Origin of the sequence: Paenibacillus mendelii, assembly GCF_024498075.1 — a bacterium.
In the GTDB taxonomy this organism is placed as follows: domain Bacteria; phylum Bacillota; class Bacilli; order Paenibacillales; family Paenibacillaceae; genus Paenibacillus_Z; species Paenibacillus_Z mendelii.
Genome location: NZ_JANHOF010000008.1, coordinates 113,179 through 126,530 on the forward strand (window position 1 = coordinate 113,179; position 13,352 = coordinate 126,530).

General features: G+C 49.0%; 12 protein-coding genes. 2 read left to right on the top strand and 10 right to left on the bottom strand.

What is annotated here, in order from left to right:
• The 9 genes from NNL21_RS22820 to NNL21_RS22860 form a co-directional block, all read right to left on the bottom strand.
• Positions 1-720, bottom strand: coding sequence for an ATP-binding cassette domain-containing protein (locus NNL21_RS22820; protein WP_204821675.1), 720 nt, complete (start codon positions 718-720; stop codon positions 1-3).
• Positions 717-1,526 (bottom strand): hypothetical protein, encoded by an 810-nt coding sequence (locus NNL21_RS22825; RefSeq protein WP_204821674.1) that lies wholly within the window; start codon positions 1,524-1,526, stop codon positions 717-719. Before NNL21_RS22825 ends, NNL21_RS22820 begins: the two co-directional genes overlap by 4 nt.
• Entirely contained in the window at positions 1,519-2,085 is a 567-nt protein-coding gene (locus NNL21_RS22830) for an RNA polymerase sigma factor (protein ID WP_204821673.1), read from the bottom strand. Before NNL21_RS22830 ends, NNL21_RS22825 begins: the two co-directional genes overlap by 8 nt.
• A 12-nt stretch (positions 2,086-2,097) precedes the next feature.
• Entirely contained in the window at positions 2,098-2,778 is a 681-nt protein-coding gene (locus NNL21_RS22835) for a hypothetical protein (protein WP_204821672.1), read from the bottom strand.
• A complete protein-coding gene (locus NNL21_RS22840) occupies positions 2,775-4,898 on the bottom strand; it encodes an ABC transporter permease (RefSeq protein ID WP_204821671.1) in 2,124 nt (707 codons plus the stop codon). Before NNL21_RS22840 ends, NNL21_RS22835 begins: the two co-directional genes overlap by 4 nt.
• On the bottom strand, positions 4,895-5,770 hold the full coding sequence (locus tag NNL21_RS22845) for an ABC transporter ATP-binding protein (RefSeq protein WP_204821670.1): 876 nt from the start codon (positions 5,768-5,770) through the stop codon (positions 4,895-4,897). The genes NNL21_RS22840 and NNL21_RS22845 overlap by 4 nt, the downstream gene beginning before the upstream one ends.
• A 275-nt stretch (positions 5,771-6,045) precedes the next feature.
• Positions 6,046-7,611 (bottom strand): extracellular solute-binding protein, encoded by a 1,566-nt coding sequence (locus NNL21_RS22850; protein ID WP_204821669.1) that lies wholly within the window; start codon positions 7,609-7,611, stop codon positions 6,046-6,048.
• A gap of 57 nt (positions 7,612-7,668) precedes the next feature.
• The gene (locus tag NNL21_RS22855) at positions 7,669-8,535 is read right to left on the bottom strand and encodes a carbohydrate ABC transporter permease (protein ID WP_256555413.1); all 867 of its coding nucleotides are present in this window, start codon (positions 8,533-8,535) and stop codon (positions 7,669-7,671) included.
• A gap of 16 nt (positions 8,536-8,551) precedes the next feature.
• Positions 8,552-9,526 (bottom strand): ABC transporter permease, encoded by a 975-nt coding sequence (locus NNL21_RS22860; RefSeq protein WP_204821667.1) that lies wholly within the window; start codon positions 9,524-9,526, stop codon positions 8,552-8,554.
• A 438-nt stretch (positions 9,527-9,964) separates the two neighbouring features.
• Here NNL21_RS22860 and NNL21_RS22865 point away from each other — a divergent pair, with 438 nt between their 5' ends.
• Positions 9,965-10,888, top strand: coding sequence for a TauD/TfdA dioxygenase family protein (locus NNL21_RS22865; RefSeq protein ID WP_305880922.1), 924 nt, complete (start codon positions 9,965-9,967; stop codon positions 10,886-10,888).
• 69 nt (positions 10,889-10,957) lie between these two features.
• On the top strand, positions 10,958-11,893 hold the full coding sequence (locus NNL21_RS22870; protein WP_204821665.1) for a TauD/TfdA dioxygenase family protein: 936 nt from the start codon (positions 10,958-10,960) through the stop codon (positions 11,891-11,893).
• Positions 11,894-12,053: 160 nt separating this feature from the next.
• Here the strand turns inward: NNL21_RS22870 and NNL21_RS22875 are convergent, their stop codons facing one another.
• On the bottom strand, positions 12,054-13,286 hold the full coding sequence (locus tag NNL21_RS22875; protein WP_204821664.1) for a copper amine oxidase N-terminal domain-containing protein: 1,233 nt from the start codon (positions 13,284-13,286) through the stop codon (positions 12,054-12,056).
• Positions 13,287-13,352 lie beyond the last annotated feature (66 nt).

A 13,352-nucleotide genomic window follows, 5' to 3' on the forward strand; every position in this document is an offset into this window, starting at 1 on the left:
TTAATCCCGAAACCTCTCCAAGATGTGATCCACCGTGTCCACCCCGCCGCTATAGCGTAAAGTCCCCTCTTCGATATCGATCAGGCTATTGTTGTCCGACTGCTCGATATCATCCAGCATATGTGTACTCATAATAATAACACTATGAAATGCCAATCTATTCAAGGCATGTTTAAACATGGACTTCTCGTGATTATCCAAGCCTTCGAACGGTTCATCCAGAATACAAATCCGCGGCTGATTCAACAGCGCTTGTATCAATCCTACGCTACGCAGCTGCCCCCCGGACAGCGACCGCAGCTTCCTTCTTCGCAGCTCGTACAAACCGCTCCCCTGCAGCCACTTCTCGATTAGAGCCTTCACTAGGCGATAAGGGATTCCCTTATGAAAGGCCATATAGGTTAAATACCGTTCGATCGTCATGTCCGAATGTCCGGTAAAGTGCTGGGGCATGAATCCGATCATGGTTCTAACTTCCTCGACGCTTAGCTGCTTACGATACATCCCTGCTTGATCGTCTCTTATTAATTGGCTGTAGACAATACTGCCCTGATCCGGCCTGACCGCAGTGGCAATGAGCTGGAGGAGCGAGCTCTTGCCCGCTCCGTTTCTTCCGACCACATACGTGATTCCCGTAGTAAACGCGCATGTCATATCGTTTATGAGCTTGGCCGGTCCTATGGAATACCCGACGTTATTTAATGCAATCCTTACGCTCATCTGAGGTACCTCTTTGCTCCATTCTTGTACAGCAAGGTGCCCAGCAGCAGGCAGGAAAGCCCTACCATAACAGCATTCATCCATACAAAGTGTTCATCCCCAGGCAGCTGAAATATGGATGGGCCCTTGTGTCCCTGATCAAGCAGCATCTGGCTAAACCACACGAGCAGCGTAAGGATGACGCCGCGTTTATGTCCAAGCCACATCGCGCTTATAAACCCGGTGACGCCAAAGAAGAGAACCGGCATAAAGGAACCTAATAGGGACGGCAGCGAGCTTTCTTTGCCCAGAATAACCATCGTTAGCGGCAGCGTGACCACGGCTTGCATGACCATGATGATGATAAACCGGGTAAGCATTTGATGAATCAGGGAATAGTAGCTCAACTGTTCGATAATGTCGTTCCCTTTGTTCCTCGAGCGGAAGGCGTACCCCATCACGGCAATCATCACGAGTGAAATCCACTTCATCCATGCCAGTAGACCGGTCATTTCATTCTGCGCGCTGACGTTAATCATTACGGTTAATAGAAGCATGACGATTCCCGTTAGCAGCCAGCTTCTCATTCCATAGAAATTCCACTGGGACAAGAACAAATTTGCAAGCTTCGAAGAAGCGGATTGAGCGGCTTGGGCCGTCTCCAGCTCAGCCCGCAAATCCGCCGGCTTCCTGTCATCCATCTCTTTGATTCGTGCCAGCAGCTGGAACGTGCTTTCTGTCGTCGGTTGGGGGGATGTATACCGGTCAAACCGGCTTCTCCATTCTTGCTCCAAGCGCGACAGTTCTTGATCATGGTCATCACTCATTTGCCCCCACCCCATTTCGTTCATCTTCTCTTAAGATGCCTTCCAAATATTTTAATCCGCGCGCAATCCGGCCTTTAACGGTGTTAAGGGGGATATCCAAGGTCAGCGCGATCTCCGCATATTTTAAATCCTGATAAAACCGCAGGTAAAGGACCGTCCGATGATCGAACGATAATTGGTTCAAGGAATCGATCATCCACTTGCGTTCCAGCTGGCGGTCGATGATGTGATGGACTTGCCCTTCTTCCTCCAGGTCCTGATCCGTACTATGCTCCCGCTGCGTGGAGGCCTTCTTCCAGTAATCCTTGCAGCTATTCGTAGCCAATTTGTACATCCATGGCTTGAACTTGTCCGGAACGTAACCTTTCTTCCCCTGCTGATAAATTTTGAGAAAGGTCTCCTGAACAATGTCCTCCGCCAGCTTCTCATCCTGCAGCAATCGATAGGCATAGCCGTACAATGGCTTATGATACCGGAAAACAAGCGCATCCAGAGCCGAGTCATGGCCGAATGACAGCTGGCTCATATAGTCTTCATCCTGCACTCGACGCACCTCCATTCCCTGCCATCCTCACACGGACTTCCGGTTCAACTGTAAGATCGCTAACACGATTAGCAGCAGGCCCAAGCCGGTATAACATAAGCGATTATAGATCATCCATGGATCCGGGCTTCCAGTCAACAGGTTACCGTTCAGATAATCATACACGCTGGGCAGCTCTAGTAAATTCGGTCTGTAAGCCTGCAATGGCGCTGCATTATTTAATGATATAATCCATACAACCAATCCCGCAAATAATCCGCCAAGAGAATGTCTTCCAATGACGACAGCAAGGACGACGATCCCCCCCACTCCGATATACACGGGGAAGGTGAAGATAAGCACCTTCCATACCATACTGCCCGCAAAGGGCGTCAGCCCGACCGTGACCAAGCACAATAAACCGGCAAAGAGAAGCGATGCCAGCAGCACTCTCTCTGCAATGAGCCTCCATCTGGCAATCGGATACGTCATCAATTGGCGGGCAAATTTGGAGTCAAAGTCAATGGAGAAGCACCACTGCACAATGAATACATAGACGAGCAGCGCTGCTTGTTCATAGAACATGCTGGCAAAGGAAGCGAGCCTATTCGAAAAAATCATGTAGCTCACATACGCGGCGGCTGGAAGCAGCAGCATCAGGATCACAGCGGGCCACGATGTAAACCACAGCTTCAACCAAAGTCTTAGCCTGATGGACAATCCGCTCATGGACTTCTTTCTCCTTCATATCTCGCCAATGCAGCTGCGAGATTGAATGCGGCTTTATCCTCGAGCCCCTCGTACTGGGTAAACACATATTTAACGGCTTGAAGGAATTCCTCTTCACCAAGCTCATCATACCGGTTCATCCGATCGATTCGTTTCACCGCTTCTGCAGGCACTTCAGATGACCACCCCAGTGAAGCATACCACTGGCCAAAATGTTTATAGCCCGTCTCCAGCTGTGCATGCTTCATCAATCCCCACGTAATGGCGCGCTGAAGCACCTCCACATCCTCACCGAATGATGCATTGTCAGGGATAAGATCATTGGCCAAAGCATACACCATCACAGATGGCTCCACATATTTAATGTCATAGAAGCTCCAGGCGGTGAATGATTGGCTGGGTGTAAATTGTGTCAGCTCACTATGCTCATGATCGAGCACATAAATCACGTCAGGTGCCACTGGAACCTCCAGCCATTCTTCTAGATAACCCCAATAGTTCCGATAGATCTCTGCCGTTTGCCTTGCACCGTCCAATACTTCGGGATGCCCCACGATCCTGGTCCGATCGACCGCAATCTCCTCAAGATTGCCGCCGATCAGGGAGAGGCCGTATTGGGATGTTCCCTTATAGGAGCCGTCATCTCCGCGCGGTATCGTCAGCGCCATGGGAAGCCCGTCTTCATTACCCTTAATCGTAACAGCAAATACAGTCGGGTGATCCTCGACCAGTCCTCCGCTGTTCACTTCAAAGCCGACATACCTCTCATCAACCCGGCCATACGAGCTTATGGCCAAATAACGTTCGCCGATTAACGGATACCAGCCCGATTCTTTGGGAAGGTAGATCCGATCGGGTTCAACAAAGGCCTGCTGCAGCAAGCCATCGGCACGATACTGCTTCATGTCGCCCTCATAATTCAATTTCAAGTCGAGCCGTTCCCCTCGTTTCAACCCGTCCTGTACATGAATGCGAATAAAATCATCCTCGCGTGAACACGTTATCTTCGCATCGCTCGAGCAGTCGGTCACCTTTAACTGGCGCTGCAAGGTGAGGGAAACATCGTTGACCGGCGCATCCCCGTTATACGTGATGGACAGCTCGCTTGCGACCTTAATCCGATTATCAGCCGATAGCTGCACATCTAACTGGGTGCGGTCCATCGAGAAGGCATAGTTTGGCCGCTCTGCTCCAGCGACACGGTTCTTCGAGTAAGCTTCCTCGGTTAACTTGTATTGCTTGCCCATATCGATAAATTGTTCAAGTGCGCTATTATAGTGTGTATACCGGATCCCGCCCAGAATAACGGCAGGAACCATTAAAGCGATGGCGAGCGTTACCAGTGAACGCTTCTCCCTTCTCAGCCTGCGATGGGGGCGAAACAGAAGGATCGTCGCGAGTATTACGACTGCGCCTGCCATGAGTACGGCTGCCTGATGGAGCATGGCGCCCTCGAACACGCCGCCGATCCCCCATATGCTTTCATAGGGAGTCGCGATATACATGGAATCATACGGCGTAAACAGATTGAGCCTTGGATTGACGTAAGCAAACCCGTAGCTGTTTGCTTGCAGCAGGAAGACAATACCCAGTAAGGCTGTCATCCCGATATAGGACAATGTATTTTTGATCCACACACCCAGCAGAAACCCGACGGATACGAGTACAAAGAAGGCACCCTCGATTTGAACAAAAACATAGAGGAGGTGGTTGAGCCATTCCTCCATTCCCATGCGGCCGCCGAGCAACCATATCCCTTGAATAAGCAGCGTCATCACGGTGAAGCCAAGGCCGTATGTTTGGGCAACCAGCCATTTTCCCATTATCCATTCCGTATTGTTCACCTTATAGGTGGCGACTAATGATTCAAACTCGCTTTCGCGATCCTTCCCGGCCATATAGACGGCATACAAGCCAACCAGCAATAAATTCACCATCGTGATCCATTGAAAGTTGTTATAGAACACGGCTGCCGTATCTTCATAATGAACCGATTCCATTTCGTAGGAGAGAATCACATAGCCCCAGGAGATGAAAATAAGAACAAACGGGAGCGCCAAAAAAGGGTTGCGGTATAGCAAACGCATTTCATTGCGATAGATGAGTTTGATCTGATTCATGAGAGCACCCCGTTAATCACGGCCATATATCCATCCTCTATAGTCGGCTGTACGGCCGCGGCATGAATATGCGGCGGTTCCTTCGCGATCACTCGAAAGATAGCATGGTTCATTTCTCTTCGGCTGGAAATAAACGCAAACTCCTTGGCTACCTTATCATAGTCGGCATAAGGAACTTGAAACTCCCAAACGCCGTCTGCCGCTTTCTGCGCCAAGCCTTGGGTCGTCCCTTGATATAACAGGCTCCCTTTGTTCAAGACTGCCACCTGCCCGCAGCTGGTTTCGATATCGCTGATGATATGGGTGGAAAGGATGACGGTATGATTGTCGCCCAGCTTCTCGATCACGTTGCGGAAACGAATGCGCTCGGATGGATCCAGTCCCGCAGTCGGCTCGTCCAGCATAATGAATCGGGGTTCTCCGAGCAGTGCTTGCGCGATTCCAAGCCGCCGGATCATGCCGCCCGAGTAGCTTTTTATTTTCTTATCGGCCTGCGGCAGAAGATTGACCTCCTCCAGCAAGCGTTCCACTTGACCGGATCTTGCCTTGTGATTCGTCAGCCCTTTCATCGACCCCGCGTAATGCAGAAACTCTCTGCCCGTGAATTGCATGGGCACATGGAAGTGCTGCGGCAAATAACCGAGCAATCCCCGCACCTGATCGCCTTCCTTCGCCAAATCAAGGTCATAGATCGTCACCCGCCCTTCCTCATAGGGAAGAAGGGTACTGAGGATTTTCATCAGCGTCGTCTTGCCTGCACCATTCGGTCCGAGAAGACCGAATACGCCCGTTCCCATGTCCAACTCAATATTCGTTAGCGCCGGTACGCTTCGATACATTTTGTTTAATCCGTCTATTCTGACCGTACTCATATGCTGCTGCTCACCCCATTAATCAATTTTCTCATCTTTACACGACTAAGGGGAGGGAATTGTTACGCGGGTGAAAAAAAGACTCAAGCCAATTATTGGCTGAGTCTTGATATATTCAGGAGTTGTTTGTCTGCCGTTCCAATTGCATGTGATGTTACTAAGGCAAGGAGACATTTCCATTCCTGCTTATTGATTCATTTCATGCGGGGGGGATACCTGTCTTTGACCGTAGGTCCAGGCGCAGTTGAACCCAAGCTAATACGACCCCCTTTTGGTTATGACTTACTGTTCTTATAAGCTTCATTAACGGCATTCAGTATTTTGTCTCCGCCTTGTTGTCTCCACTTCTTGCTCAGTTCAGCGATCCCTTTATCAATATCCAGCTTTCCGTTCACAAGATTCAAGAAATACTGGTTGTAAATATCGTTGACGATCGATCCCAGCTCGATTTCCTCCGCAGTTCTTCTTTCCACTAAATTGGGCACGAAATACTGCGAAGCTTGTTGAACCGATTGCACCGCACGATCTCTTGCCGGCTCGGTTTGCGGCAAGTAGTCATCGTCAATCGGCCATGTTACGTTGCCCCACGCCAGCGGATGGGCCCAGCCGTTCTCGGCAAATCCGTCTTTGGCACGTTCCGCTTCCATGTAATGGATGGTTTCGCCATCTTTCGTATAGTGAAGCCCTTCAATTCCAAGCTCAAGCAGATCCTTGCCTTCGCGGGAAAGCAGAAATTCGATAAACTCCGCTGCTTTCTGCGGGTTTTTGGCTGCCGTTGTTACAGACGTCAATATCCCGGTTTTCGGTTTTTGCGCCATGCCGCGTTTACCATCCGGCCCTGCAGGAGGTGAGATCCAGGCCAGCTTCGCAGCCGGGTCTACCTTCTGAACGCCGCTTTCGATCCGATTCACGTGTCTGAATAGCGGGCCTTCCGTAAATCCGGCTTTACCTTGAAAGAACTTTTGCTCTTTGGTCGGGCGGTCAATGGCCATAAATTCCGGATCGATCAGTTTCTCATCCCAAAGCTTCCGCAAGTATTCCATTCCCTGTTTAAATGCGGGGTGTTCAAAAATAGGAACGACATTATCCTTGTCGTCAAGTGCATAGTCACCGTATGGCAGACCATAAGCGAAGAACACAAAGTTGAAGGCATTGAATTGATCGCCGGCTTTCGGTTTATTCGTTGTGAAGCCATACGTATCTTTGTTTGCTACGGCTTTGAGCGCATGGTAGAAATCGTCCAAGGTTTCAGGCGGATTAATACCCAGCTTCTCAAGCCAGTCTCCACGATATTGCACCAAATAGTTCGATTTGTTTATGCCGCTTATAAAAGGATAGCCGTAATATTTGCCGTCGACAGCCGTCCACTGCAGATTAAGCTCTTCGATATCCTGCTTAAATGTAGGCAAATCGTCGATATACTCGTTCAGAGGAATGAGAATGCCTTCATCAATCCACTGGGACACGGAATTCGAAGGAAAATAGGTCGATACGACATCCGGGAAATCCCCTGTGGCGAAGGCGGCATTGATTTTTTCAGCGGAGCCTTCGGGCACGATTTTTACGGTTAATTTAATGTTAAGCCGCTTGTTAATTTCAGCAATGATACGGTCATTCGGCTGCAGCGGTTTTGCTGCCTGGTCGCCGATGGTCAAATAGGTCAATTCGTAAGGCTCTTCCGCTTTCGATTGTTTTCCCCCATTTTGTGCCGTCTGATTGCTGCTCGCTTGCGTATTGTTCGTCTGATTCTCATTCGCTTTATCGTTTCCGCAGGCAGATAACAACAGCGTAAAGATTGAAATTAATACAACCGTGGAAATAAGCTGAATTCTATTTCTCATCTTGCATTCCCCTCCATGATAGGATACCGTCTACACCTTAAAATCCAGTATCGAGCTTCATTCTTTCACAGCGCCAAGCATCGCCCCCTTAGCGAAATACTTTTGGAAGAACGGATAGATGAGCAGGATCGGAATTGTCGCGACCATAAGCGCAGCCATCTTGATCGCCGGCCCTAACAGGTAAGGGCTGTCTCCACCACCTGAGTAAGTGGATTCATTCTCAAACAACATGCCTCGCAGAAACAGCTGAAGCGGGTAAAGATTTTTGTCCGAAATATAAAAGATGGCATTAAAAAACTCATTCCAATGGGCAACCGCGTAAAATAAAGTAATCGTTGCGATGCCGGGAAGAGACAAAGGAATCACGATCCGGAACAAGACACCCATCTCGTTACATCCATCTATCTTGGCGGACTGCTCCAGCTCTTTAGGAATCGATTGAAAGAAGCTTCGTAATACAATCAAATTGTACGTATTGATCGCGCTTGGAATCATCAGCGCCCACAGCGAGTCAATCAGTCCTAAATCCTTAATAATGATATAAGTAGGAATCACGCCTCCGCTGAACAGCATCGTAAACACGATAAAGAACATCATGACCCTGTAGCCTTTTAATTCCTGCACGGACAACGCATAGGCCGCCATGATCGTAAGCAGCATATTGATCAAGGTACCTAAGACGGTTATGAACAAGGTAACTCCGTACGAATTCCACAATTCCTTCATGGACAATAAATAAGAGTAGGCTTCGAACGTCACACTCTTGGGATAAAGATGTACATTCGCACTTAGATATTCTCCCATTGGGATAATGGAAACAATGAACGAATCCCAAAAGGGATACAACGTAATGAAAGCCAGAAATGCGAGAAACGAATAGTTGAACACTTCGAATGTAAGTCCTGACCGCCATTTTAGCCTCACTGCGCTACCCTCCTCGTTAATAAACGCCATTTTCCCCCATCATTCTGGTCAATTTATTGGCAATCACCAGTAAAATAAAATTGATTAATGACTTAAACAACCCAATCGCGGCAGCGAGACTAAAGCGGCCCTCCGCCAGACCTATTCGGTACACATAAGTGTCGATGATATCCGCAACCGAATAAACGCCCGGATGGTACAAGACGAATATTTGTTCAAACCCGGCTTCCATAATGCTGCCGAGTCTAAGAATCAGCAGGATGGCGATCGTATTGCGGATGCACGGAAGCGTAATCGACCCTATTTTTTGCCAGCGGTTAGCCCCGTCTATCGTAGCGGCTTCGTACAACTGCGGATTTACGCCGGCTAATGCAGCCATGAAGATGATGGAATTCCAGCCGAACTCCTTCCATACCATCGACAACACCATCGTGAAGCGGAAGTACTTCTCATCGGTCATGAATCCAATGGCTTCGCCGCCAAGCGATTGGATCAAGTTGTTAACCGCGCCGTCATCTAACGACAACACATTGTACATGAGCCCGCCCAATATCACCCACGAGATGAAATGCGGAAGGTAGATAATGGTCTGCACACTCTTCTTAAATACCGCAAGTCTCACCTCGTTTAAGAGCAGCGCGACAATCAAAGGAAACGGGAAACCGACGAGTAGTCTGGAAAAGCTGATAATGAGTGTGTTTCCGATCACCTCCCAAAATTTATCCAAAGCGAATAAGTACTCGAAGTGCTTGAACCCCGCCCATGGACTGCCTAATATTCCTTTCATAATATTGAAATCCTTAAACGCGATTGTGGCACCGTACAGGGGCAAATAGTGAAATAAAGCATAATAAACCATTACCGGAAGCAGCATGAAATATAAGTAGCGTTGACGCCAAATAATTACCCACGCCGATTTCTTCCCGCTCCTTGTTGATGCATGAAATTCTGCAGATGACAACTTAAGCTGCTGTTCATTAATCAGCGACATCTTTCGATTTCACCCTCCCGTCTATACATGTAATGACAAAAAGAAAAGAGACACAGGCAACTTTAAGTTGCATCTGCGTCTCCAGCTTTCCGGTAGACAGCCCTATCCGTTCATTCCAAACAAAAAGAGACACAGGCAGCTGTAAAGCTGCATGTGTCTCCAGTTAACCGGTAGACAACCACTTTAATCCTCACTATTCTCATAGGATTAATGATTACCATCGTATCAACAGAAAAATGTCCTGTCAATCCTAATAATTATTTTGTGGTGAAACCATTTTCGCTCTTGACAAAGCGTTTTGTTCATCCTTATGATTACATTACCACATCATTTCCAAGTATTCTAATTGGAATAATGTATATACGTGTGTTGACTAGTTCTCTAGAAACACCAAGACCTATTGAAGCCTAAATTCTTGGTATGAAAGGAGCTTGTCAATTGACCGAAACTATTCCTGCAACAGACAGACCGCTTCAAACGCCTGAGCGAGGCATCCATCGCACCTATCAATTGCGGCGTTTGCCGGACAATCAAGAGGAACAGCCTTATACGCTGTTCAACGTCAAGCCGCTCGGCCCGATCATCGGGGCAGAAATCACAGGTGTCGACTTGAGTCGGCCTGTCTCACCCGAGCTGCAGAGCGAGCTGAACAGGGCGCTTCTGGAATGGAAAGTGATTTTTTTCCGCGATCAAGCGATCACCAGTAAGCAGCAGCGGGACTTCGCCCTGCTTTGGGGAGAGCTTGAGACTCACCCGTTTCTCCCCCCGGGCGATACCCAGGATGTCGTCCGGTTCACCTCCGACGAGCGAAGGAGGGGCGGGGCAAACAACTGGCATTCCGATGTGTCTTGGCGGCTTACGCCTGCGCTTGGAGCCGTACTGCGATTGATCGAAGTTCCTCCGCTTGGCGGCGATACGCTCTGGGTCGATGCGGCGGCCGCTTACGATAACCTGCCCGATGAAATCAAGGCGCGTATCGACGGTCTCCAAGCCGTTCATGATTTCACCCATAATTTCGGCCGGCGTTTGTCGCCGGAGCAATTGGCTGTTAAACAGCAGGAATTTCCGGCAGCCATACATCCGGTCGTACGAACTCATCCTGAGACAGGCCGCAAAACGCTATTTGTCAATTCTGATTTCACCTCATACATCATCGGCCTTGAGCCGGAGGAAAGCGAGCAGCTGCTTCAGGTTTTGTTTAATCAGTTTCTCATTCCCGAATATCAGGTGCGCTTCCATTGGGAGCCGAACTCCGTTGCCTTCTGGGATAATCGGGCCACTCAGCACTATGCCATATCGGACTATTACCCTCACCGGCGCGTCGCTGAACGAGTCGCAATTCGCGGAGACCGGCCGTATTAAGGCGGAATCTGCAGGCGTATGTTCACCCCTATCACACGGGTCATAAGGACCCAACAAGGAGGAAGCAATATGAGCGAGGAGAACGTGTATAACGATACGGTCAAGGGCATTGAGATTCATCCCATAGCCGGCAGAATCGGTGCGGAAATAAGCGGGGTACGCCTTTCGGCGGATCTGGAGGAATCGGAGCTTGCTATCATTCGGGAAGCTATACTGAAATACAAAGTCGTTTTTTTCCGTGCTCAAACTCATCTGGATGACGCTGGTCAAGAGGCGTTTGCCAGCCTGCTGGGAGAGCCCGTGCCTCATCCGACGGTCCATTCCAAAAAGGGAACGCAATACTTGCTGGAGCTTGATTCCTCCAGAGGCGGCGGCACAAACTCCTGGCATACCGATGTCACCTTCGATGTGGCCTATCCGAAGTATTCCATCTTGCGAGGCGTTGTCATTCCGGCGGCAGGCGGAGACACCGTGTGGGCGAACACGGCAGCCGCCTATCAGAATCTCCCCGCGGAATTGCGGAGCCTTGTCGATCGGCTCTGGGCGCTGCATACCAATGACTTTGACTATGCAGCCCGGCATAATCTGGAGGCGACTGACAAGGACCCGGCCCGTTATCAGGATGGCGGCTTTGTATCGTCTGTAATTGAAGCGGAGCATCCGCTCGTCCGGGTACATCCCGAGACTGGCGAGCGTACGTTGGTGCTTGGTCATTTTGTCAAAAAGATTATCGGTCTCTCTGCAGTCGACTCTGCTCAACTGTTTTCTCTCTTACAAAACCATATCACGCAAATTGAAAATACCGTGCGCTGGAGATGGTCCGTCGGCGACATTGCCATCTGGGATAACCGCGCCACACAACATTACGGCGTCCTCGATTACGGCGATCAGCATCGCGTCGTGCGCAGGGTCACCATAAACGGCGATGTGCCTGTGAGCGTGGACGGCCGCCAAAGTGTCCATGTAAGGAAAGTAAAGCCTGATCACGTCCCCAGCGCTTCCTAACAAGTATGAGATCCCTCTTGGGCAAGAGCTTGGTACATGGCTCTTGTCCAAGAGGGATCTCCTTTTGGCACTGCCCGCAGAGGCTTGCCGTGACAAGTAAGCATTGCTGGCGCTTGGCCTATCAGCCCCCACTCCTGTGTCCCACGGTATACGACCTTTTCTACTTCCCGCCCATTGCGGTCCAACTTTTGTAGTCGTGAATAGCCATTCCAGCATAACTGGCATGTTGAGAAAGTTTTTGATGGGCGGTTCGCAGCTCTTGTTCCATGAAATCTACACGCTTGGAATAAAACGAAGTGCGATCGCTTTCTGTATTTTTAGCGGTTTCCACTGCAACGATCACTTGCTTATTAAGAGTGGACGCTTCTCTCAATATTGCAATGGCATTATCGACGATCCCATTCTTCCCTAATGCATGATTGCGATAATCCATGATCACCAGGCCGTCGAACTTCTCCAATAACCATGCGCTAAAGCTATATTCGGTGCCCGGTACCTTAACGCTATTAATCCAATAAGGGACATCTAACGTGACCTTCAAGCCGCTTCCTTTCGTTTTATTTTCTATAAACCTCAAATTATGTATCCATTCATCAAGAATCATCTTATTATTTGTTTTCCATTCGGTTAAGAGATAAGGTTCAATATCAAAATGCAGGCCATCAAAGCGTTCTTTGGGTCCAACGGACGCATTGTATTGCAGGGTCCATGTTATAAATGTATTCATTTGGTCCTGGTTCTTCTTAAAAGCCCATTCGGGACGGCCCGCCAGAGCCTCCACTCTGATTTGTTTTCCTTTGGCGCTTCGAATAAAATCTTGATACACCTTAGGGTCCATATCCCTATTAATCTGAAGGTAAATGGCCGTCACATCATGATCGCTTGCAAAGCTTATTATTTTATCTCGATCCTTTTCGATTATGCTGCTATCCCAAATCCACGTTCCTTTGGGAATTTTCGATGAAGTTGTTACGACGGCCAGATTGCGCTCCGCATTCCACTCCACTTGAGCTCGAAAGATTTCGCTGATAAAACGAAGCGGAACCATCGTACGGCTATTTTTGACCACCGCCGGCGTATCGAAAGTCACCGCCTTACCATTCACTTGCGCATGGTTTCGGCCGATCGTCAAGATGATCGTTTTATCTTTAAACGAAAAAGTCACTTGGTTTAATTTTCCGTTCCAGTTTAACTTTGCACCCAGTTTTTCGGATACGAATCTTGCCGGTACCATCGTACGGTTGGATTTGTGGTCGACATACGGAGGTTCATCCGGGAAAGCCACCATCTGCCCATCCACGACGACTTGGACTTGGGAAGCAGCAAGAACTGCGGGCACGAAGATAACAGCGCTTAGGGCTATAATCAAAATACAAGATAGCCATTTATTCATTTCATACCACCTCAGGGTTAAGTAAAAAGCCACCGTCATTGGCGGTTCCGATTACTCCGTCAATTC

Bases quoted from the DNA above. Each gene is read 5' to 3' on its own strand.
- NNL21_RS22840 (WP_204821671.1), bottom strand. From the start codon at position 4,898: ATGAATCAGATCAAACTCATCTATCGCAATGAAATGCGTTTGCTATAC.
- NNL21_RS22860 (WP_204821667.1), bottom strand. From the start codon at position 9,526: ATGTCGCTGATTAATGAACAGCAGCTTAAGTTGTCATCTGCAGAATTT.
- NNL21_RS22845 (WP_204821670.1), bottom strand. From the start codon at position 5,770: ATGAGTACGGTCAGAATAGACGGATTAAACAAAATGTATCGAAGCGTA.
- NNL21_RS22825 (WP_204821674.1), bottom strand. From the start codon at position 1,526: ATGAGTGATGACCATGATCAAGAACTGTCGCGCTTGGAGCAAGAATGG.
- NNL21_RS22820 (WP_204821675.1), bottom strand. From the start codon at position 720: ATGAGCGTAAGGATTGCATTAAATAACGTCGGGTATTCCATAGGACCG.
- NNL21_RS22835 (WP_204821672.1), bottom strand. From the start codon at position 2,778: ATGAGCGGATTGTCCATCAGGCTAAGACTTTGGTTGAAGCTGTGGTTT.
- NNL21_RS22870 (WP_204821665.1), top strand. From the start codon at position 10,958: ATGAGCGAGGAGAACGTGTATAACGATACGGTCAAGGGCATTGAGATT.
- NNL21_RS22830 (WP_204821673.1), bottom strand. From the start codon at position 2,085: ATGGAGGTGCGTCGAGTGCAGGATGAAGACTATATGAGCCAGCTGTCA.
- NNL21_RS22850 (WP_204821669.1), bottom strand. From the start codon at position 7,611: ATGAGAAATAGAATTCAGCTTATTTCCACGGTTGTATTAATTTCAATC.
- NNL21_RS22875 (WP_204821664.1), bottom strand. From the start codon at position 13,286: ATGAATAAATGGCTATCTTGTATTTTGATTATAGCCCTAAGCGCTGTT.